This window comes from Citrobacter sp. 172116965, from assembly GCF_013458095.1.
In the GTDB taxonomy this organism is placed as follows: Bacteria; Pseudomonadota; Gammaproteobacteria; order Enterobacterales; family Enterobacteriaceae; genus Citrobacter; species Citrobacter braakii.
This window is the reverse complement of the sequence record NZ_CP046673.1, coordinates 1,931,634-1,953,894: the sequence shown is the minus strand read 5'-3', so window position 1 is coordinate 1,953,894 and position 22,261 is coordinate 1,931,634. Positions and strand designations below refer to the sequence as shown.

General features: G+C 48.8%; 24 protein-coding genes and 1 pseudogene. 4 read left to right on the top strand and 21 right to left on the bottom strand.

What is annotated here, in order from left to right:
* The first annotated feature begins 752 nt into the window (after positions 1-752).
* Positions 753-1,046, top strand: coding sequence for a hypothetical protein (locus GPJ68_RS09265; RefSeq protein ID WP_180837252.1), 294 nt, complete (start codon positions 753-755; stop codon positions 1,044-1,046).
* 96 nt (positions 1,047-1,142) lie between these two features.
* Here GPJ68_RS09265 and GPJ68_RS09260 read toward each other — a convergent pair whose 3' ends face one another.
* The 7 genes and pseudogenes from GPJ68_RS09260 to GPJ68_RS09230 all read right to left on the bottom strand — a co-directional run bounded on the left by GPJ68_RS09260 (position 1,143) and on the right by GPJ68_RS09230 (position 4,347).
* The gene (locus tag GPJ68_RS09260) at positions 1,143-1,538 is read right to left on the bottom strand and encodes a hypothetical protein (RefSeq protein WP_097360069.1); all 396 of its coding nucleotides are present in this window, start codon (positions 1,536-1,538) and stop codon (positions 1,143-1,145) included.
* Between the two features lie 112 nt (positions 1,539-1,650).
* Positions 1,651-1,944, bottom strand: a complete 294-nt coding sequence (locus GPJ68_RS09255; protein ID WP_000034418.1) for a hypothetical protein — start codon at positions 1,942-1,944, stop codon at positions 1,651-1,653.
* A 90-nt stretch (positions 1,945-2,034) separates the two neighbouring features.
* Entirely contained in the window at positions 2,035-2,322 is a 288-nt protein-coding gene (locus GPJ68_RS09250; protein WP_001515483.1) for a hypothetical protein, read from the bottom strand.
* 16 nt (positions 2,323-2,338) lie between these two features.
* Positions 2,339-2,725 (bottom strand): hypothetical protein, encoded by a 387-nt coding sequence (locus GPJ68_RS09245; RefSeq protein ID WP_180837250.1) that lies wholly within the window; start codon positions 2,723-2,725, stop codon positions 2,339-2,341.
* 14 nt (positions 2,726-2,739) lie between these two features.
* On the bottom strand, positions 2,740-3,051 hold the full coding sequence (locus tag GPJ68_RS09240) for a hypothetical protein (RefSeq protein ID WP_001515481.1): 312 nt from the start codon (positions 3,049-3,051) through the stop codon (positions 2,740-2,742).
* A gap of 29 nt (positions 3,052-3,080) precedes the next feature.
* On the bottom strand, positions 3,081-3,296 hold the full coding sequence (locus GPJ68_RS09235) for an AlpA family transcriptional regulator (protein ID WP_001515480.1): 216 nt from the start codon (positions 3,294-3,296) through the stop codon (positions 3,081-3,083).
* 186 nt (positions 3,297-3,482) lie between these two features.
* Positions 3,483-4,347 (bottom strand): annotated as a pseudogene (locus GPJ68_RS09230) (DUF6387 family protein).
* Between the two features lie 610 nt (positions 4,348-4,957).
* On the opposite strand from GPJ68_RS09230, the gene shiA reads away from it, so the two are divergent.
* From shiA to GPJ68_RS09215, 3 genes are all read left to right on the top strand, one after another.
* The gene (shiA, locus tag GPJ68_RS09225) at positions 4,958-6,274 is read left to right on the top strand and encodes a shikimate transporter (protein ID WP_104651937.1); all 1,317 of its coding nucleotides are present in this window, start codon (positions 4,958-4,960) and stop codon (positions 6,272-6,274) included.
* Between the two features lie 118 nt (positions 6,275-6,392).
* Complete coding sequence (locus GPJ68_RS09220) at positions 6,393-7,847, top strand: AMP nucleosidase (RefSeq protein WP_016152657.1); 1,455 nt, start codon at positions 6,393-6,395, stop codon at positions 7,845-7,847.
* A gap of 15 nt (positions 7,848-7,862) precedes the next feature.
* Complete coding sequence (locus GPJ68_RS09215) at positions 7,863-9,641, top strand: aminopeptidase P family protein (RefSeq protein ID WP_104651938.1); 1,779 nt, start codon at positions 7,863-7,865, stop codon at positions 9,639-9,641.
* Positions 9,642-9,696: 55 nt separating this feature from the next.
* Here GPJ68_RS09215 and ptsG read toward each other — a convergent pair whose 3' ends face one another.
* From ptsG to yceD, 14 genes are all read right to left on the bottom strand, one after another.
* On the bottom strand, positions 9,697-11,130 hold the full coding sequence (gene ptsG, locus GPJ68_RS09210; protein ID WP_016152655.1) for a PTS glucose transporter subunit IIBC: 1,434 nt from the start codon (positions 11,128-11,130) through the stop codon (positions 9,697-9,699).
* Positions 11,131-11,423: 293 nt separating this feature from the next.
* On the bottom strand, positions 11,424-12,221 hold the full coding sequence (locus GPJ68_RS09205) for a metal-dependent hydrolase (protein WP_016156196.1): 798 nt from the start codon (positions 12,219-12,221) through the stop codon (positions 11,424-11,426).
* A 10-nt stretch (positions 12,222-12,231) separates the two neighbouring features.
* Entirely contained in the window at positions 12,232-13,236 is a 1,005-nt protein-coding gene (holB, locus tag GPJ68_RS09200) for a DNA polymerase III subunit delta' (RefSeq protein ID WP_016152653.1), read from the bottom strand.
* Positions 13,233-13,874 (bottom strand): dTMP kinase, encoded by a 642-nt coding sequence (tmk, locus tag GPJ68_RS09195; protein ID WP_016156195.1) that lies wholly within the window; start codon positions 13,872-13,874, stop codon positions 13,233-13,235. The genes holB and tmk overlap by 4 nt, the downstream gene beginning before the upstream one ends.
* A complete protein-coding gene (yceG, locus tag GPJ68_RS09190) occupies positions 13,864-14,886 on the bottom strand; it encodes a cell division protein YceG (protein WP_104651939.1) in 1,023 nt (340 codons plus the stop codon). The genes tmk and yceG overlap by 11 nt, the downstream gene beginning before the upstream one ends.
* Positions 14,887-14,888: 2 nt before the next feature.
* The gene (pabC, locus tag GPJ68_RS09185; RefSeq protein WP_016156193.1) at positions 14,889-15,698 is read right to left on the bottom strand and encodes an aminodeoxychorismate lyase; all 810 of its coding nucleotides are present in this window, start codon (positions 15,696-15,698) and stop codon (positions 14,889-14,891) included.
* A gap of 135 nt (positions 15,699-15,833) precedes the next feature.
* Positions 15,834-17,075, bottom strand: coding sequence for a beta-ketoacyl-ACP synthase II (fabF, locus tag GPJ68_RS09180; RefSeq protein WP_003036260.1), 1,242 nt, complete (start codon positions 17,073-17,075; stop codon positions 15,834-15,836).
* Between the two features lie 85 nt (positions 17,076-17,160).
* Entirely contained in the window at positions 17,161-17,397 is a 237-nt protein-coding gene (gene acpP, locus GPJ68_RS09175; RefSeq protein WP_000103754.1) for an acyl carrier protein, read from the bottom strand.
* Between the two features lie 155 nt (positions 17,398-17,552).
* Entirely contained in the window at positions 17,553-18,287 is a 735-nt protein-coding gene (gene fabG / locus GPJ68_RS09170) for a 3-oxoacyl-ACP reductase FabG (protein WP_016152641.1), read from the bottom strand.
* Positions 18,288-18,299: 12 nt separating this feature from the next.
* A complete protein-coding gene (gene fabD / locus GPJ68_RS09165; RefSeq protein ID WP_016156192.1) occupies positions 18,300-19,229 on the bottom strand; it encodes an ACP S-malonyltransferase in 930 nt (309 codons plus the stop codon).
* 15 nt (positions 19,230-19,244) lie between these two features.
* Complete coding sequence (gene fabH, locus GPJ68_RS09160; protein WP_016152639.1) at positions 19,245-20,198, bottom strand: beta-ketoacyl-ACP synthase III; 954 nt, start codon at positions 20,196-20,198, stop codon at positions 19,245-19,247.
* Between the two features lie 77 nt (positions 20,199-20,275).
* Positions 20,276-21,355 (bottom strand): phosphate acyltransferase PlsX, encoded by a 1,080-nt coding sequence (gene plsX / locus GPJ68_RS09155; protein WP_071601761.1) that lies wholly within the window; start codon positions 21,353-21,355, stop codon positions 20,276-20,278.
* Between the two features lie 122 nt (positions 21,356-21,477).
* A complete protein-coding gene (gene rpmF, locus GPJ68_RS09150) occupies positions 21,478-21,651 on the bottom strand; it encodes a 50S ribosomal protein L32 (RefSeq protein ID WP_003036242.1) in 174 nt (57 codons plus the stop codon).
* A 16-nt stretch (positions 21,652-21,667) separates the two neighbouring features.
* On the bottom strand, positions 21,668-22,189 hold the full coding sequence (gene yceD / locus GPJ68_RS09145; RefSeq protein ID WP_104651940.1) for a 23S rRNA accumulation protein YceD: 522 nt from the start codon (positions 22,187-22,189) through the stop codon (positions 21,668-21,670).
* Positions 22,190-22,261 lie beyond the last annotated feature (72 nt).

Below are 22,261 nucleotides of genomic sequence, written 5' to 3'. Positions count from 1 at the left end.
GTTATCATGGTATTATTCGATTTGTAGAAAGTCAACCTCTGTTTATAATAGGGTTATTATTTTTTATTTCATCATGGTTACAATAATCACATTCATTTATACTGCTAAAATAATATGAGCATGTATTTTTAAAACATTCTTCCTGAAAATTCCATCTACTACTTACACACGGCTATGCCCTAATACTGAATCAATTATTTCGTTTTAGCGTATAACTTAAATGGTAAATTTAAATTATCTAGTTTCGTTATAGATCATTTCCTTATGATAATTGATAATGATCACATCTTGAAATATAGCATGTTATTTACAACCTATGATATTTGATCTTAAACGTATAATAAAACTATATTTTCAGCAGCAGCGCTTAGTGATTATTCCAAACAATCACTAAGCTTAGATATAAATGCAAGAGAGGAAACTAATGCAATAAAAGGTAAAACTGCCTCCTAAAGCATCTATGATTAGTTGTTCTCATCTTCACTAACTGAATAATGAAGAAAAAAAATGCTCTCAGGCCAGTTATAGCTAAAAAAAGCACCGACTTCCGGGAGTTAAAGTCCCGAATCCCGGTACTTAAGTTGATAGCTATTTTTCAAATAAACATGTAAAAACATTCTTATATAATTCAGCATTGAAAGCTTCAAAATACCATTGAACGTTATTTTGAAAGAACATTTAAATTTGACACTTTGAACCAATCCCTTAAAATAAAATATATACACAATCCACTAAAAATAAGAGGAGTCAACATGACAGACCATATAAAAAAAGAACCGGAAGATGAAACAATTATTGATAGTGCTAAAATTTACGATGCGCTTAGAAAAAATTATTTTGATAGATGCTTCCTTTCTTCTTACTTAGATGAAAAAATAGATGATAACTTACATCCTTTCAGTGACGAAGCATATAATAAAATGAAGTCCTTGCATGATGAAAGAGATAATCTTAATTTTAAAAAGAAAATGAAAGAGATTAAAAGGAATTTATCTACATCACAAAAAAAAGAAGTCGAAAAAATAATGAAAAACAAAATAAAATAATTTTTTAAATATCCAGCCATGAAAAACACTTTCTCCGATGAGATAAAGATCATGACTACTTTCTTTATCTGAATATATAGAAGCCTACATTGACTTCTATATCCCATTAAACCTATTAAATATTTTTAACTTCCAATATTCAGAACCTTCCTCTTTCTCTCGAAGATTGGCCTCAAGATTCTTTATGATTAGCGCTTTTACTCCTTGGTTATGTGCTGCCATTACTTTGTTAAAGAGTTCTTTTTCATCTATATCTTCCCGTTTTACTTTTTCTGTTCCATTCACTTTTTTGTAGTAATCGAAATCATCGAATAGATTGTTTATTTGTATTTTAAGTGCCTGTCCCACACACTTTTCATTTTCAATGATCATTACCGCTTCATTATGAAATCCATATGCTATTTCGTATATGAAATCGCAATATAATGATAAGACCGTGCAAATGGCAAAAGACATTGATTCATTTTTTTCGTATAATACCACATCATTCATATCATATTCCTCTTGTAATCGATGTACAGCCCCATTACGGGGCCACATAATCTAAATCAGTGAGTAGATAACAACTCTGCCCATGATTTCTTAATCTATTTTTATTTTGATATTATTTACAAAACTCCCATGAATGCCGGACCAGACGTTCCGCTACCTCTTCAAAGTTTACTTCTTCAAGCTTTCCTTCCAGACATTCACATTGGATAATGATGTAAAAATTTTTACTGATATGCTCAATAACATTGCCGATGAAAACACACATAAAATCCGCATCATATACCAAGTATGAGACATTATCAGAGGCCATATCCTGCATAACCTTCCAACTAGCCTCAAACGAACGCTCTGCAATATTATAAAACGTTTCTGTAGATACACTTTTAATTTCAAAAATTTTACTCATGGTTACGCCTCACTATTAAATGATATTTGTTTTCTTTTTTATTTTTTCGCCCCATGAATGAGGCTAAAAATGATTTATTAAATAACCTTTTTATCTTCGATTGTGATTAACACGTAATGTTATCAACACCACCTCCTTATCAACCATTTTTACTGAATGCCCTTGTTCAAAGTACTCCCATCTGACTACCTTTTTAAAAGATGCGCTTGCATTTTTGATACAATCCTTATAAATACTATCCATGAATGCATCATCCTCCATTAACATCTCTGCTTCATCGGGTCGGACTTCCTTAAGCGTATTCATTTTCATTTCATAAAACAAACCTGCCATATGCATAAATACTTTTTGAGATTCTTTCATCAGTTTTTCACTCATTTCATTACCTCTTATTTTATATTACAGTCTGTTTATTTGCGCTGATTTCTATTCTTTTGTAATAAAGAACATAATCATCCCCACTAAAACATTTAATCAAAAACTCATGATAGCTACTTAGTATAGTTTTAACCTCCGGGACTGATATGTGTTTAATCTTTATCTCTTCAGGACTTTCAAACCATTCCTGTAACGTGAGATTAATAATATCCATTATGAATATCTCCCTGTAAAATCCATCCTTCATTTTTTTCAGAAATGCATCCTCCCTTAGATTGTAATATAAGTAATGTATAAACTCATTGTAGACATTTACAACATCAGTAGCAAAGTTTGCTGTCTCAGCATTACTTGCGGATATTTTAACGGGTATTTCATTCCAGCCTAAACATTTTTCGTTCATATTCACCTCTCTCATTAATAGTTAGTACGATACGCAGAATAAATAACTCTCAGATTCCTTCTCACCTCATCCAAGAACAGATAATATTCTTTCCCTTTATTATCTTTCATTGATTCAGCAAACTCTTGTTTTGTTCGTTCGATCACTTTTCCAATCACTTCTTCAATATAAAGTCGGTCTTTAAAATGACGCTCATAATCATTTCCCATACAATCAATCATGACCTGAAGATGTTTTCTAAAGTTATTTATTGCCATTTCCATAAATACTTCTGTCTCATCATTCGTAACAGTCACCACACAAGGCAGTACGTTTTTACTTTTCATCTTAACCTCTCATTATTTAATAAACTTTTTTAGATATGATTGCGAGAATCAGAAATGATTTTGTAAATCCATTCATCAATCTCACTTTCAATAAATGCTATAGAGCGCAATCCGGTTTTTACTTGCTTAGGAAATTTACCCGCTCTTATTAAGGTATATATCCACGTTTTACCAAACCCTGTTCTTCTTTTTACTTCTGGCAAACGAATCAGTTTCGGATGTTTATCTGTTGTGTTTTGAACCATATTATCTCCTGTTTTTTTTACGTAATATCTTGGATATTTCGTTTTTTAGTATGTTGTTCGATGGAGATAATTCTAGGATTTTGGCTAGTTCTAAACTAGGGATGTTCACCAACCGTGAGTTTCGCGGAAATTTTTGGAGGGATACGCTTTTTAGGGATGTTCGCAGGTTGTGAACATCCCTTGTGTTTACTTTTTGTTTTTATCCGAGGATTTATCGTTAAGTGTTATCACATCAACGATACCCCAATCCTTCAACATATTGTTTTTAATATAGAAATCATTTAAAACCTTGAAGTACTCATCGTTATCAAGATAACTTTTCGCGTAATCATAATCAGTATCTTTGATGTTCTCACTACTTCTGACCCCATTATTACCATGCAGGATGTCAGCTAAAATGGTGAAAGGTATGTTCTTACCTTCGTTGTAGAGCTGTTCCCATGAGATCAAATCCATCAAAGGGATGACTTTGTAATCAAGTATTCTTTCAAAGGTCTTATGACCAAACCTAAATTTTCGTTTCGGGGGGTTTAGGCGTTTTCAGGTGCTTTTGCCATAGAGCAATCAGTACTTTCAGATGTTCTGCGAGATCGTCACTGCTGGCTTCTTCCAAGTCAATTTCAATCAGCATCTTGTTAGCAGGATTCATGCCTCCTTGTTTCAGATACTCAGAGATGTAGTCGGAACTCACTGCAACAGGGTCTGTTTGCTCTGAAGTCTCCAGCCGATACATAGCCCGCCCATAGTTGAACAATTGAACTCTGGTCATTGGTCTTACAGCATAGCTATGCGACAGTCTGTGATTGTCTGAAATCCAGTCTGATTTAAGTATCACATCACCACATCGGATTGTGGCATCATGGTATATCGCTTGCATTTGATTATCTTTGCCTGCTGTTTCCCATTGTTGTCTTGTTTTGTAAGCCAACATCCGTCTTTCAAGCTCTGCATAGATTTGTTCTAAGGTGAGGTCTTTCAGGCCATCATATCGGCGTACATCAAACCAAGATAACGCTGCCCTGATTTCTTCCATTTCCTTTTGTGTAGTCATTGTTCTACCGATTGCTTTTGTGTTTCCTAAACGTTAGCCCATTCAACATGATAGAGAAAGTGGAAAAGAGGAGCGGGTTTTCAAAATGGTGTGAGCACAGTAAGTGACCTTGGAGGTCAGTGCTTTCACCTTGACTAAAAATGATTTATTTAATAAATAATAACCAATTGTTTTTCATCATTTATTTTAACAAAAATAACGACAACATCATGTTGATAATGAAAGCAAATTTAGATACGTATAGTCAGATGATTATGACAACAACCAATTGTTTTTAATTGACATTTTTACCACAAGAAAACAATAATGATGGTAAATATGTTGGTAAAAATATGGCTATATTTAACAAAGTCAGTAATAACAGGAGATGTAGATGAAGTTCGAGTCCAGTCAGAGGAGCCAAATTTAGAGAAGCCCGCTTTTAAGCGGGCTTTTTGCTTTTCTGTTTTTCATTCGTCTTATTTTTCATGTAGCCCTCTGGTGAGGGAGATAATCGTTTTCTCTTCCCGTCTGTCGCGGTAATCTCATAACGGTCGTTAATATATCGACTGCAATGTGTGTAGCCCAATTCAAATACTAATAACTAAAAGACAGTACAGACAGGATAACTATGGATTCCACTCTCACCTCCGCGGGTCCCCAAGAGGACGTCTCTTCGCTTCACCGTGCCCGACGCGCTGCGCTTGGTAGCTTCGCTGGCGCCGTGGTCGACTGGTATGATTTTCTGCTTTATGGCATCACCGCCGCACTGGTCTTTAATCGCGAGTTCTTCCCGCAGGTTAGCCCGGCAATGGGAACACTTGCCGCATTTGCCACCTTTGGCGTCGGATTTTTGTTCCGTCCGTTAGGCGGGGTTATCTTCGGCCACTTTGGCGATCGCCTTGGCCGTAAACGCATGCTGATGCTCACCGTCTGGATGATGGGGATTGCCACTGCGCTGATAGGGATTATTCCTTCTTTTGACACTATTGGCTGGTGGGCCCCTGTGCTGCTGGTGACGCTACGCGCCATTCAGGGATTCGCCGTTGGTGGTGAATGGGGCGGCGCGGCGTTGCTCTCGGTCGAAAGCGCGCCAAAAAATAAAAAAGCCTTCTACAGCAGTGGCGTTCAGGTCGGTTACGGCGTCGGACTGCTGCTTTCTACCGGTCTGGTATCACTGATTAGCTCGCAAACTACCGATGAGCAGTTCCTGAGCTGGGGCTGGCGTATTCCGTTCCTGTTCAGCATCGTACTGGTTTTGGGCGCGTTGTGGATGCGTAACAGAATGGATGAATCAGCCGAATTCGAACAGCAGCAACAGGCAGCGCAACCAGAGAAAAAGCGGTTACCGGTGATCGAGGCGTTAATCCGTCATCCGGGCGCATTCTTAAAAATTATCGGCTTGCGCTTATGTGAACTGCTGACGATGTATATCGTCACCGCGTTTGCCCTTAATTACTCTACGCAGAACCTGGGCCTACCCCGCGAGCTGTTTCTGAATATCGGTTTGTTAGTGGGAGGACTGAGCTGTCTGACCATCCCCTGCTTTGCCTGGTTTGCCGACCGCTTTGGTCGACGGCGCGTGTACATTACCGGTGCACTGGTCGGTACACTGAGCGCCTTCCCGTTCTTTATGGCGCTGGAAGCACAGTCTATTTTCTGGATCGTGTTCTTCGCGATTATGTTGGCCAATATTGCGCACGATATGGTGGTCTGCGTACAGCAGCCTATGTTTACCGGTTTGTTTGGCGCAAGTTATCGCTACAGCGGCGCAGGCGTTGGCTATCAGGTGGCAAGCGTGGTTGGCGGTGGTTTTACCCCTTTCATTGCTGCAGCACTGGTGACATTCTCTGGAGGAGACTGGCACAGCGTGGCCATTTATCTGATGGCCGGGTGTCTTATTTCCGCCGCCACTGCATTGCTGATGCGGGATAAGCAGCACAGTTAAGCCCTGATGCGAAGGTCATTCGGCCTTCGCACAATCTTCCTCAACGTCTGACTTTTGTTTCATATTCCTGTGACATACTATCGGGAGAGCAGTACATCTGTGGAACAAGGAGACAGACATGAACAATAAGGGCTCCAGCCTGACCCCAACTCAGGCTCTGGATAAACTGGACGCACTGTACGAGCAGTCGGTTAAAGCACTGCGTAGCGCCATTGGTAAGTACATTGAAACAGGGACGCTCCCTGACATAATCGCCCGCCATAATGGTCTTTTTGTTTACCCATCGCTTTGTGTCACCTGGGATGGCAGCGCCACCAATCCTCCGAAAACCCGCGCCTATGGCCGTTTTACCCATGCGGGCAGCTATACCACTACGATCACCCGTCCGTCGCTTTTTCGTCCCTATCTTGAAGAACAACTCACGCTGCTGTATCAGGATTATGATGCGCATATCTCCGTCGAACCGTCGCAGCATGAAATCCCTTATCCCTATGTGATTGATGGTTCTGAACTGACGCTCGACCGCTCGATGAGCGCCGGATTAACGCGCCATTTCCCCACTACCGAGTTGTCACAAATTGGCGATGAAACAGCCGATGGTACCTATCATCCGGCGGAATTCTCCCCGCTGTCGCACTTCGACGCCCGACGAGTAGATTTTTCGCTCGCACGACTGCGTCACTACACGGGAACGCCGGTTGAACATTTCCAGCCATTTGTGCTGTTCACCAACTACACCCGCTATGTCGATGAGTTCGTGCGCTGGGGCTGCAGCCAGATCCTCGATCCGAACAGCCCTTATATCGCGCTGTCATGCGCGGGCGGGATCTGGATCACCGCTGAAACGGAAGCTCCGGAAGAGGCCATCTCCGATCTCGCCTGGAAGAAACATCAGATGCCCGCCTGGCATCTAATCACCGCCGACGGTCAGGGGATCACGCTGGTCAATATCGGCGTTGGCCCGTCTAACGCTAAAACCATTTGTGATCATTTGGCCGTCCTACGCCCTGACGTCTGGCTGATGATTGGACACTGTGGCGGCCTGCGCGAAAGTCAGGCGATTGGCGACTATGTTCTGGCCCACGCTTATCTGCGTGACGACCATGTGCTGGATGCCGTGCTACCACCGGATATTCCGATTCCGAGCATTGCGGAAGTACAACGCGCACTGTATGACGCCACCAAAGAAGTCAGCGGCATGCCCGGCGAAGAGGTTAAACAGCGCCTGCGTACCGGTACCGTCGTCACCACCGACGATCGCAACTGGGAGTTACGCTATTCCGCTTCTGCGCTGCGTTTTAACCTCAGTCGCGCGGTGGCTATTGATATGGAAAGCGCCACCATCGCCGCCCAGGGTTACCGCTTCCGCGTCCCTTACGGCACACTGCTGTGCGTTTCCGATAAACCGCTGCACGGCGAGATCAAACTGCCTGGTCAGGCCAACCGTTTTTATGAAGGTGCCATTTCCGAGCACCTGCAAATAGGTATCCGGGCAATCGATCGTCTGCGTGCTGAAGGCGATCGACTGCACTCCCGTAAATTACGTACGTTCAACGAACCGCCGTTCCGTTAAGGCCTGAAGGTAACTATGCACAACTCAACTCCTCTTTCCGCTCTGCGCAACCTGCTGTTAGCGCAAGGGCTGGATGGCATGATTGTTCCGCGCGCCGACGCTCACCAAAGCGAAGATTGTACACCGCATGACAATAAGCTGGCCTGGCTGACCGGTTTTAGCGGCTCCGCTGGTCTCGCGTTGGTCCTGCGCGACCGCGCATTAATGTTTGTCGATGGACGCTATCAGGTCCAGGTGCGCAATGAAGTCTCGCTGGATGATTTTGAAATTCACCATTTACATGACGAACCGCTGGCCGACTATTTGCAGTCTCACGTTGCTGCGGGCGCGCGTATCGGTTTTGAACCGTTGCTGATGGTCAACAGCCAGTTTGAAGCACTGTCGGCGACCCATTGCGAGCTGGTGCCTCTTGAGCAAGACCCTTTCGACCAGGTATGGCTTGACCGCCCGGCTGCACCCTGCGGCATCATTCGTGAAATGCCCATTGAAATCAGCGGGGAAAGCAGCACACAAAAACGTGCCCGCGTCGTGGATCTGCTCACGCAACAACAGGCCGACGTTCTGGCGATCACGCTGCCGGATAACATTGCCTGGCTGCTGAATGTGCGCGGTTCCGATCTGCCAATGGTGCCAGTGCCGTTTTCGTTCGCCCTGCTCCATCGCAGCGGCGAGCTGGAATGGTTTGTTGATAGCAACAAAGCCCAGCAGCTCCCTGCTGCACTGCTGAATACGCTCACGCTGGCCCCACAAGAGAGTTTTCTTGCCCGCTGCCAGCAGTTGGCCAAAGGGAAACGCTTTTTGGTCGATAAAGACTACGCCCCGGTCGCGCTGCGTTTTGCCATTGTAGAACACGGTGGCGAAGTCTTATGGGCACCCGATCCCATCACCTTGATGAAAGCGCACAAGAATGACGTTGAACTGGCGGGCTATCGGGAATGCCATGAACAAGATGGCGCGGCCTGGGTTAACTTTCTGGCATGGCTTACGCATGAAGTTCCCTTGCGCGAAGCGGCAGGCAATCCGGTCACTGAGCTGGAAGCGCAGGCCAGGCAACTGGAATTTCGCCAGCAGCAGCCGGGATTTATCGAGCAAAGCTTCAACACGATTTCGGCCTCAGCCAGCAATGCCGCAATGTGCCATTACCATTCCAGCGAAAAAACCAATACGCCCATTACCTCTCAGGCCATGTATCTGAATGATTCCGGCGGCCAGTACCATAATGGTACGACGGATACAACGCGCACCCTCGCGTTTGGTCCACAGGATCCGCAGCGTCGTCTGCATTACACCGCTGTGTTGAAAGGCTTTTTGTCGCTTATCTCGCTGCAATTTCCCAGCGGCACTCAGGGTCATCAACTGGATGCCTTTAGCCGTCGGGCGCTGTGGGATCTGGGTCTGGATTTTGATCACGGTACGGGACACGGCGTAGGCCATCAGCTCCTGATCCATGAGCAGCCCCATCGCATTGCCAAAAAAGTAAACCCCTGGCCTCTGGTTGCGGGCAATATCATTACCATCGAGCCGGGTTATTATCTGGCCGGAGAATATGGGATCCGTATTGAGAATCAGGTGGAGATTATCAACAGTCGTCCTGGCTTCTGTCGCTTCTCAACGCTGACGCTGGTGCCGATTGATTTAAGTCTGGTTGAACTGCATCTGCTAAGTGAGGCTGAAAAGCAGTGGATTGATGATTATCACCAGCAGGTCAGAGAGACGTTATCCCCACGCGTGAACGCAGAGGCTCGTCCGTGGTTGTTCGCCGCCACTGCGCCGATTCGCGTTCAGGCCAATTAATGCATTAAAAAAGGCAGCCCGCAGGCTGCCTTAATTCTCCCCAACTTTTTACTGCTTAGCTGTGACGGATGTACTCATCCATTTCAGTTTTCAGGTTATCGGACTTAGTACCGAAGATAGCCTGAACACCGGAACCCGCCACTACAACGCCCGCCGCACCCAGTTTCTTCAGGCCAGCCTGATCCACTTTGGCAACGTCAGCGACGCTGACACGCAGACGAGTGATGCACGCATCGAGGTTAGTGATGTTTTCTTTACCGCCGAATGCCGCAACCAGGGCCGGAGCCATTTCGCCGGACGCACCCGCTTTGGTGTCTTCGGTAGCATCTTCACGGCCCGGAGTTTTCAGGTCCAGCGCTTTGATCAGCACACGGAAGATGGTGTAGTAAACAATCGCATAACCGATACCAACAATCGGGAACAGCCACAGTTTGCTGCTGTTACCGGACAGAACGATAAAGTCGATCAGACCGTGGGAGAACGACGTACCGTCACGCATACCCAGCAGGATACAGATCGGGAATGCCAGACCAGCCAGAATTGCGTGGATGATGTACAGGATCGGTGCCACGAACATGAACGAGAACTCGATCGGTTCGGTAATACCGGTCAGGAACGAGGTCAGCGCCGCGGAGATCATGATACCGCCCACTTTCGCGCGGTTTTCTGGTTTAGCAGAGTGCCAGATAGCGATAGCGGCAGCCGGCAGACCGTACATTTTGAACAGGAAGCCGCCAGACAGTTTGCCCGCAGTCGGGTCACCCGCCATATAGCGAGGGATATCGCCGTGGAATACCTGGCCCGCAGCATTGGTGTATTCACCGATCTGCATCTGGAATGGAACGTTCCAGATATGGTGCAGACCAAACGGCACCAGGCAGCGTTCAATGAAGCCATAGATACCGAACGCTACGACCGGGTTCTGGTATGCAGCCCACTGGGAAAACGTCTGAATAGCAGTCCCGATCGGCGGCCAAATGAAGGACAGAACCACACCGGTGAAGATAGCGGCCAGACCAGAAATGATAGGAACGAAGCGCTTACCCGCAAAGAAGCCAAGATACTCAGGCAATTTGATACGGTAGAAACGGTTGAACATATACGCTGCAATCGCACCGGAGATAATCCCCCCGAGAACACCCGTATCAGCAAGGTGTTTAGCTGCGATCTCTTCAGCAGGTAAATGCAGAACCAGCGGCGCAACAACAGCCATGGTCTTAACCATAATGCCGTAGGCAACAACGGATGCCAGTGCAGATACGCCGTCGTTATTGGTGAAGCCTAACGCGACACCGATGGCAAAAATCAGCGGCATGTTTGCAAAAACAGAACCGCCTGCTTCTGCCATTACGTGCGATACAACGGCTGGCAGCCAGCTGAAGTTAGCGGAACCGACACCCAGCAGGATACCTGCAATCGGGAGTACGGATACCGGCAGCATCAGCGATTTACCGACCTTTTGCAGGTTAGCAAATGCATTCTTAAACATAATTGAGAGTGCTCCTGAGTATTTGTGCTTTTCTACGTTCTCACGCATTAGCGAGGGGGGAGAACCTCGCCGTGTACAGGGCATCTAAGTACCCTTTATTTATTACACAGAGTAAAATAATTCAGTTTATTTTTGTTTGACGGCTATCACAATTCAGTCGTGGATGGCCGTAAAATCCGCACATTCCGATAAAATGCGTTTCTGAATGTGTCAAACCGGTTATTCACCGCCCATTTTGAGGCGGTGAACTTTACTCGCTTTGCTTATTAATTACGAGCTTTAAAAAAAGTCAGTTAACGAACGGATTGCAGGCGAGAAGCGTCGATGTGAAACAGGCGGGCAAAGTTATCAGTGGTTGCCTGCGCCAGTTCTTCAACGGCAACACCTTTCACTACGGCCATATACTCCGCAACGTCACGGGTCATGGCGGGCTGGTTCTCTTTTCCACGATGCGGTACAGGCGCAAGGTAGGGAGAATCCGTCTCAACCAGCAACCGATCCAGAGGAACATAGCGGGCGGCATCACGGAGCTGATCTGCGTTACGGAACGTGACGATGCCGGAAAACGAGATATAAAATCCGAGGTCCAGCAATTTGCCCGCCGTTTCTCTGTCTTCTGTAAAACAGTGTAGTACGCCACCACAATCCGTCACTTTTTCTTCGCGCAGAATAGACAGCGTATCGGCTCGCGCATCGCGGGTATGCACGATAACTGGCTTTTGTAACTCACGGCCAATCTGAATATGATGGATAAAAGATTCCTGCTGGCGCACCTTTGTTTCCGGCGTATAGAAATAGTCCAGCCCGGTTTCCCCCATCGCCACAACGCCCTCTTCGGCGGCAAAACGGCGCAGGTCTTCAACATCATAGGCTTCATCCTGATTTAACGGATGCACGCCGCAGGAGAACACCACATTGTCACGTTCACCGACCAGTTCGCGCATACTGCGGTATCCTGGCAGAGTGGTCGCGACGGCAAGACAGAATTTCACATCGCGTGCGGCTGCTTTCGCCAGCACGTCATCCACGTCCTTATGCAGAGATTGATAATCCAGGCCATCAAGATGGCAGTGTGAGTCGACTAAAAACATAATGTCTCTCTCAAAGATGGGGAACAGGCAGTACGGTGCCTGGTTGCAGGTAATGCTCAATACGCAGGATAAGATCGGTTAACACCAGTTCACGGTTTACGCCTGTTACGTTCAGCAACTGCTGACGGCAATGACAAACGTCACCGAGTATCGCCTGTATCCGGGCGACGGATAACCGTTCTGCGATAGAAGATATCAGGTCCAGCGCATCAGGATTGGTTAAATGGGAAACCCCATACGGACGCTTCAAGGCATCCGTCAACAACGTTGCCAGCCAGTGTAAACGGGCGGCGGCCTGATCGTGGTTTAACGCCGCGAGCAGGATATACCAGTCACCTGCGTTTAATGTGTTTGCCAGTGCCGCACAAAAATCTGTGCGATGCGCCCAGCTTTCAGCCTGTAACAACGAGAGTGCCGCACCAGGCGAACCCGCGCTCAGGCGTAATGCGCTCAACAGAGCTTCTGGAGATGCGGTCACTTCGCGGGCGAGCCAGGAGATTGCGTACGACTCAGCCGGCGGCGCAAGATGGTGTAACCGGCAGCGGCTGCGCAATGTCGCCAGCAATCGCGCAGGCTCTGTGCTGGCGAGGAAAAACCAGGTTTGTGCCGGCGGTTCTTCCAGCGTTTTTAGCAGGGCATTGGCAGCAGCATCAGTTAACTGGGCGGCATCAGGGATCCACACCACTTTCGCACCGCCAAGGCGTGAATGCTCGTACAGTTTTTCACTCACTTCACGTACCGCATCAACCCCCAGCGTGCTTTTGCCTTTTTCCGGCAGCAGCGAATAGTAGTCAGGATGCGTCCCCGCCTGCATCAGCTGACAGCCCCGGCAGTGTCCGCAGCTTTTATGCCCTTCCGGCTGCTGGCACATTAAATAGCGACTGAGCGCGTAAATCAGCGCGTCGTCACCCATTCCGGGTAATGCCTGAATCAGTAACGCATGGTGACCACGACCCGCCTGGTAGCTGGCTACCAGTTTTTCAAAATCTGGCCGTAACCATGGGTACCATTTCATGCGCCCTGCTCCTGCACCCACTGGGTGATGGTATTGCGGATATCAGCCATCACAGCTTCCAGCGGCTGCGTAGCGTCGATGGTACGAATGCTGGCATCTTTGGCAGCCAGTTCAAGATAGCGCGCGCGGGTGCGATTAAAGAAATCGAAAGATTCCTGCTCAATACGATCCAGCTCGCCGCGCGCACGGGCACGCTTCAATCCGACTTCTGGAGTCACGTCCAGATAGAGCGTCAGGTCCGGGCGAAAATCACCGAGCACAGCATCGCGCAGGGTTGCCAGCATGTTTTGATCGATGCCGCGTCCGCCCCCCTGATACGCCTGGGTCGACAAATCGTGACGGTCGCCAATTACCCATGCGCCTTTTGCCAGCGCAGGTTTAATAACGGTTTCGACCAGCTGTACGCGCGCGGCGTAAAACATCAGAACTTCAGCTTTGTCAGTGATGACCTCGTCACCCACCGACTTAATGTCCAGCACCAGACTTCTTAGTTTCTCCGCGAGCTGAGTTCCCCCCGGTTCGCGGGTAAAAACCATGTCACGAATACCGAGTTGCTCAAGTGTCTCTACCACCACGTTACGCGCAGTGGTTTTTCCGGCGCCTTCCAGGCCCTCGATGACGATATAGTTACTGCCCATTTTTTTCCTTAAGCACTTTCAGGTAATCCTGCACGGACCGGTTGTGGCTGGCAAGATTGGTGTTAAACGTGTGACCGCCTTTACCGTCAGCCACGAAATAGAGGTACGGCGTTTTTGCCGGATGCGCCGCGGCCTGCAATGAGGCCTCTCCCGGCATGGCAATCGGGCCAGGCGGCAACCCCGTAATGGTATAGGTGTTATAGGCGGTCGGGGTATCTAAATCCACACGCGACAACTTGCCATTATACCGTGACCCCATCCCGTAAATCACCGTCGGATCGGTCTGTAAACGCATGCCAATCCGTAAGCGGTTAATAAAGACGGAAGCCACCTGGTCACGCTCGCTGGCAACCGCAGTCTCTTTTTCGATAATAGAGGCCATGGTTACCAGCTGATTTTTGTCCTGATAAGGCAGGCCTTCAGCGCGCCCTTCCCAGACGGAGTCTACCGCTTTAACCATTTTCTGATGCGCGCGTTTTAGCAACGCCACGTCGGTTGTATTGGCGGTATACATCCAGGTATCTGGCCAGAACCAGCCTTCCACCCATTGCGGGTTCTCCAGCTTCAGCGCCTGAGCAACGGTCTCGTAATTATCATCGCTCAGCGTATGTTTTATGTACGGGGCGTCACGCAGTTGTTTGAGGTAGTCGCTCAGACGCATCCCTTCAACCAGACGTAACGGGAACTGCGCCTCTTTACCGCTTTCCAGCAGCTGCAACATGTCCCGTACCGTCATGTCGGGCGTAAAAAGGTAGGTTCCGGCTTTAAAATGCGACAGTTCGGGTTCCACACGCAGCAGCCACTGGAACACACGCGGACGATTGATAACGTTGTCCGCATACAACTGTTCACCGAGAGCCAGACGGCCCGTACCCGCTTTCAGCGTAAAAATCGTCTCTTCTTTAATCAATAACTTACTGTCCGCCAGATGGCGAACTTTCCACATTCCCACTCCCGCAGCTATGCCTAGCACAACCAGCAATAACAGGACAACAAGTAACAGTTTTTTCATGACTAATTCGGGTGCTCACAAAGTGGGGCTAAAAAATCGAACAACATACGTGCAGACAGCAGCGTGTCGCCACAGGTGCGTACGGGAATAACAGGCATTAACGCATTACAGACGACGATTTCATCGGCCTGCATAACCTCTTCCAACCCGGCATACACTTCGACAATGCTGAACGACGATTGTGCCAGCATCCGGATACAGAATTGTCGCATAATGCCGTTCACTCCGGCCTGATCCAGCCGGGGAGTGTAAACCACATCCCCCTTACGCCAGAACAAATTAGCCGCACAGCATTCCGTAACCCATCCCTCACTGTCAAGAACCAGTGCTTCATCAGCTGCCGTCTGCTCAAGATGAGAGCGAATCAACACCTGTTCCAGTCTATTCAGGTGCTTAAGTCCGGCAAGCAACGGATTACGCCCCAGACGCACTGGACTTAACGCCAGCGTTATCCCCTCCAGTCGCCAACGATCGTAATGATCGGGCCAGGCTGAAACAGAGAGAATACGTGTGGCACTGCGACAGTTTGCGCCGCTGTAACCACGGCCACCGCTACCACGGCTGATAATCACTTTTAACACGCCCCGCGCATGCCCTTGCGCCAGCATTTTCATTTCACTTTGCAGCTCTGACCAATCTTCGAAAGAGATCAGCAATTTTTGGCAGGCGTCTTGTAAACGCGCAAGATGCGCTGCAAAGAGGCAAATTTCGCCGTCAATAATACGCGCAGTGGTAAAACAGCCATCACCGAATTGGGTCGCTCGATCGCTTGCGGCCAGCATATTCTGCTCGCAGCCATTAATTAAGAACATGGTGGCTCCTTATTTCTGGTCCGCTAGTTTGGCAGGATGAACAACACAGGACAAGGGTGGAAAACCGAATAAAAAAAGGCCCGACAAGCGGACCTTTTTAAATTGCTATCGATGCTAACGCACCACCTGGCAGACTTAAATCTTTTTAAAGATCAACGAACCGTTAGTCCCGCCAAAGCCGAAGGAGTTACACAGTGCGTACTCCAGACCACTAACCTGACGCGCTTCGTGAGGTACGAAGTCCAGGTCACAACCTTCATCCGGGTTATCCAGGTTGATGGTTGGCGGAATAGCCTGATCGCGCAGCGCCAGGATAGAGAAAATAGACTCTACCGCGCCCGCCGCACCCAACAGGTGTCCGGTCATGGATTTAGTGGAGCTTACCATCACACGGCTTGCCGCATCGCCAAAGACAGATTTCACTGCCTGGGTTTCGGCTTTATCGCCAGCAGGAGTAGACGTGCCATGCGCGTTGACATAGCCAATCTGACCCGCTTCGATAGCCGCATCGCGTAGTGCGTTGACCATTGCCAGCGCAGCGCCCGCACCGTTTTCAGGTGGTGACGTCATGTGGTAAGCATCGCTGCTCATGCCAAAACCAACGACTTCAGCATAGATTTTTGCACCGCGCGCTTTCGCATGCTCGTACTCTTCCAGTACCACCATGCCTGCACCGTCGCCCAGCACAAAGCCATCACGTTCTTTATCCCACGGACGGCTTGCCGCTTGCGGGTTATCATTACGTGTAGACAGCGCACGTGCCGCGCCAAAACCACCCACACCCAGCGGGGTACTGGCTTTTTCTGCACCACCCGCAACCATCGCGTCTGCATCGCCGTATGCAATGATACGTGCTGCATGACCAATGTTATGCACACCTGAAGTACAGGCGGTCGCAATGGAGATGCTTGGCCCTTGCAGGCCGTACATGATGGTCAGGTGACCTGCCACCATGTTAACAATCGTTGACGGAACGAAGAACGGGCTGATCTTACGTGGACCGCCATTCACCAAAGAGGTGTGGTTTTCTTCGATCAATCCGAGACCGCCAATACCAGAGCCGATAGCGGCGCCAATACGGTGAGCGTTCTCTTCCGTAATTTCGAGACCAGAATCCTGCATGGCCTGAACGCCAGCGACAATTCCATATTGAATGAAAGCATCCATCTTGCGCTGTTCTTTGCGCGAGATAATGTCTTCACAGTTAAAATCCTTTACTAAGCCAGCAAATTTCGTTGCATAGGCGCTAGTATCGAAATGGTCGATCAGGCTGATGCCACTCTGACCGGCAAGGAGAGCTTTCCAGGTAGACTCTACGGTATTGCCGACAGGAGACAACATGCCCAGTCCGGTCACAACTACACGACGCTTAGACACGGTTGTCCTCCAGGGAGGGAAAATAATTCAAGTGGGATAAAAAGATAAAACTCAGGCGGTCGAATGACCGCCTGGAGATGTTCACTTACGCCTGGTGGCCGTTGATGTAATCAATGGCAGCCTGAACGGTAGTGATTTTCTCAGCTTCTTCGTCCGGAATCTCAGTATCAAACTCTTCTTCCAGAGCCATTACCAGCTCAACGGTGTCAAGAGAATCTGCGCCCAGGTCTTCGACGAAGGAAGCATTGTTGGTTACTTCTTCCTGCTTAACGCCCAGCTGTTCGCCGATAATTTTCTTAACGCGTTCTTCGATAGTGCTCATACTCTTAAATTTCCTATCAAAACTCGCTTTCGCGATGGTTTTCGTAGTGTATAAAATGTTGAAAAATTTGCAACTAAATCCCGGCAGGTCTTACCACGATTTTACGTTATTTTGAGGGCATTCACCCTAATAACGCAAATTTTTTTATCTCGTGGTTAAACCATGTACATCCCGCCGTTGACGTGCAAAGTCTCACCTGTGATGTAACTTGCTTCGTCAGAAGCTAAAAATGCAACCGCACTGGCGATTTCCTGAGCGCCGCCAAGGCGACCCGCAGGAACCTGCGCCAGAATACCCGCACGCTGATCATCAGACAGCGCACGCGTCATGTCCGTTTCAATAAAGCCCGGAGCAACAACGTTTACAGTAATGCCACGAGACGCAACTTCGCGCGCCAGTGATTTACTGAAGCCGATCAGACCCGCTTTCGCCGCAGCGTAGTTTGCCTGACCCGCATTTCCCATGGTACCAACCACAGAACCGATAGTGATAATACGCCCATGACGCTTTTTCATCATAGCTCGCATTACCGCTTTTGACAGACGGAAAACAGATGACAGGTTGGTTTCGATGATATCGTTCCACTCGTCATCTTTCATGCGCATTAACAGGTTATCACGAGTAATCCCGGCATTATTGACCAGGATATCGACTTCACCAAATTCTGCGCGAATATTTCCCAGAACAGATTCGATAGATGCCGGATCGGTCACATTCAACATCAGACCTTTACCATTTGCACCCAAGTAATCGCTAATGGCCTGCGCACCGCTTTCGCTGGTTGCAGTACCGATAACTTTCGCGCCACGGGCAACGAGTGTTTCAGCAATTGCGCGGCCAATGCCACGGCTTGCACCGGTAACCAGCGCGACTTTTCCTTCAAAACTCATGGTCTTCCTCTTTTATTGCTCTAGCGCCGCAGATAATGCCGCCGGCTCATTCATTGCCGAAGCAGTCAGGGTGTCAACAATACGTTTCGTCAAACCGGTCAGAACTTTGCCCGGACCAACTTCATACAGGTGCTCTACGCCCTGGGACGCCATGAATTCAACGGTTTTAGTCCATTGAACCGGGCTGTACAGCTGGCGAACCAGCGCATCGCGAATAGCGTCTGCGTCTGTTTCGCACTTCACGTCGACGTTGTTCACAACCGGAACAGTCGGCGCGTTAAAAGTAATTTTTTGCAGTTCAACGGCCAGTTTCTCAGCAGCTGGCTTCATCAGCGCGCAGTGAGAAGGAACGCTGACCGGCAGTGGCAGAGCACGCTTAGCGCCAGCCGCTTTACAGGCTGCGCCGGCACGTTCTACGGCTTCTTTATGCCCGGCAATAACCACCTGACCCGGTGAGTTAAAGTTTACCGGTGAAACCACCTGACCTTCGGCAGACTCTTCACACGCTTTAGCGATAGCAGCGTCGTCCAGACCGATAATAGCAGACATGCCGCCAGTGCCTTCCGGTACCGCTTCCTGCATGAATTTGCCACGCAGTTCAACCAGACGTACGGCATCGGCAAAACCGATAACACCCGCACACACCAGCGCAGAGTATTCGCCCAGGCTGTGACCAGCCATCAGCGCAGGTGTTTTACCACCCAGCTGCTGCCATACGCGATAAAGCGCAACAGAGGCAGTCAACAGTGCTGGCTGCGTCTGCCAGGTTTTATTCAGCTCTTCGGCCGGTCCCTGCTGAGTCAACGCCCACAGATCATAGCCCAGCGCAGCTGATGCTTCAGCAAAAGTTTCTTCAACAATTGGGTAGTTTGCTGCCATTTCAGACAACATCCCAACGGTCTGGGAACCCTGCCCCGGGAACACAAATGCAAATTGCGTCATGTTTAAATCCTTATACTAGAAACGAATCAGCGCAGAGCCCCAGGTGAATCCACCCCCAAAGGCTTCAAGCAATATCAACTGCCCAGCTTTAATACGCCCGTCGCGGACGGCTTCGTCCAGCGCGCACGGTACGGAGGCCGCGGAGGTATTGCCATGTCTGTCGAGCGTCACGACAACATTATCCATCGACATACCCAGCTTTTTCGCGGTTGCGCTAATAATGCGGAGGTTTGCCTGATGCGGCACCAGCCAGTCCAGTGCAGAACGATCGAGATTATTTGCTTCCAGCGTTTCATCAACGATGTGTGCAAGCTCGGTCACCGCGACTTTAAATACTTCGTTACCCGCCATCGTCAGGTGGATCGGGTTTTCCGGGTTCACGCGATCGGCATTAGGCAGCGTCAACAGTTCGCCATAGCGACCATCAGCGTGCAGATGCGTAGAAAGAATGCCGGGCTCTTCTGATGCGCTCAGTACAACGGCACCTGCGCCATCACCGAAAATAATGATCGTCCCGCGATCGGTTGGATCACAGGTACGAGCGAGGACATCTGAGCCAACCACCAGAGCATGCTTCACTGCGCCAGACTTAACGTACTGGTCAGCAACGCTCAGGGCGTAGGTGAAACCGGCACAAGCGGCTGCAACGTCAAACGCCGGACAGCCTTTGATCCCCAGCATACTTTGGATCTGGCATGCCGCACTTGGAAATGCGTGTGTGGATGATGTGGTGGCAACCACAATCAGACCAATTTGTTCTTTGTCGATGCCCGCCATTTCAATTGCACGGTTTGCGGCGGCAAAGCCCATCGTCGCAACTGTTTCATTTGGCGCTGCAATATGGCGTTCACGGATACCTGTGCGAGTGACGATCCACTCATCAGATGTCTCAACCATTTTTTCCAAATCGGCGTTAGTACGCACTTGTTCAGGCAGATAGCTGCCAGTACCAATAATCTTCGTATACATGTACGCTCAGTCACTTTTTGGTTATATACCGCCACGAGCAAATCGCTGATACGTTGGCAGCATTCACAAACGCACGGTTATCTGTGTGCTCGCGAGTTTGCGTTTTCGCCACCGTCCAGCAGTTCGAATCCAGCTGGGTATACAGATTCCAGGCGAGCGGCAATTCGCTGAGGAACTTGTCGCTGCACCGCCTGCACTGCCTGTTCAATCGCGACTTCAAATGCTCGCTGATTGGCCGCACCATGACTCTTAATCACCGTGCCGCGCAATCCTAACAGACAGGCGCCATTATACTGGTCGGGGTTGAGGTGACTAAATCGCCTTGTCAGGCTTTTTTGTAACCAACGTTTTAATAACAGCAGCCACCACGACCGTTTTTTGCCCTCACCCTGAGACTTCAGCAGTGAAAGGAACATTCTGACAACACCTTCCATCGTCTTTAATGTGACATTACCTGTAAAGCCGTCACAGACCAACACATCAGTTTTGCCAGTCAGTAACTCATTGGCTTCAAGATAGCCGATATAATTGATAGAAGGGATTGTTTTTAGCACTGCAGAAGCATCCCGAATACTGTCGAGACCCTTGGTTTCTTCTTCACCGATATTGAGCAACGCAACACGGGGATTGGCAATTCCAACCACCTCTTCTGCCAGCACGGAACCCATGACGGCAAATTGCACCAACATCGTGCTATCACAATCCACGTTGGCGCCCAAATCCAGCACCACCGTTTTGCCCTTTTGCTGATGGGGTAAAACCGTCACCAGCGCAGGACGCTCAATCCCCTCAAGGGGTTTGAGCAATAACTTCGCAAGTCCCATTAGCGCGCCTGTATTACCGGCGCTCACACAGGCTTCCGCTCGTCCTTCTTTCACGAGCTCCAGGGCAACGCGCATTGAGCTTCCACGACTGGCGCGAATAGCTTGCGAGGGCCGGGCATCACTGGCAATAACTGACTGAGCAGGGATAATCTGCAGACGTGAACGTTGTTCGAAGTCAGCTTTGGCAAGTAATGGCGTGATTGTATCGGGATCCCCGACTAAAAGAAGTGTGAGTTGCGAATTAGAATTCAGTGCCTGCAATGCTGCAGGCACTGTCACGGTAGGGCCAAAATCACCCCCCATGACATCTAACGCCAGGGTTAGACGTGTCAAGGTATCGTCGCTGCCCGGTTAGGTGTTTCCCCAGTTACCCGGGGAAAGCCTCACTAAGCTTCATCACGCGTGTGCTCTTTGTCTTTCTCACCGTAGCGGGAAAGCCATTGAGTCATGCGTGATTACTTAGCGATTACCTTACGGCCACGGTAAAAACCGTCGGCAGTGATGTGGTGACGCAGGTGTTGTTCACCAGAAGTTTTGTCTACAGACAGGCTGGTGACTGCGGTCAGAGCGTCATGAGAACGACGCATGCCACGTTTGGAACGGGTTGGTTTATTCTGTTGTACGGCCATGGACCTTACTCCTCAATTACTTACGCTTTAAGCTGGCTAATACGGCAAATGGGTTTGGTTTTTGCGCTTCATCAGGCAATTCGCCAAAGACCATGTCCGCCTCGGACACTTCACAGTGTTCAGAATCATGCACCGGAACTACCGGCAAGGAGAGGATAATCTCATCTTCAACCATTGCAAGCAGATCGATTTCACCGAATTCGTTAACCTCAATCGGCTCATACGCTTCCGGGAGTGCTTCAGCCTGCTCGTCAGAACGGACAGGACTAAAACAATATGTTGTGTGAACATGAAGTGGGAACGGTTTCCCGCAACGCTGACATTCGAGCGTAACCGACACCTTTACATCACCGGTTATAACGGCAAGGCGCTGGTTATCGATAGCGAACGACATGGAGCATTCCACATCACTGTCCACACTGACTACAGAATCGGCGACACGCTCAACCAGATCAGAAGTATAGATACCTTCATAATCGAGGCGTTTCTGAGCCGTACGAACCGGATCAAGAGTCAGGGGTAATTTTACCTTTTGCATAGGGCGCGCATATTAACTTTGTAACGTCATATAGTCAAAGAAAAAGGCAGCCTGTGGTTGCCTTTTGCCAAT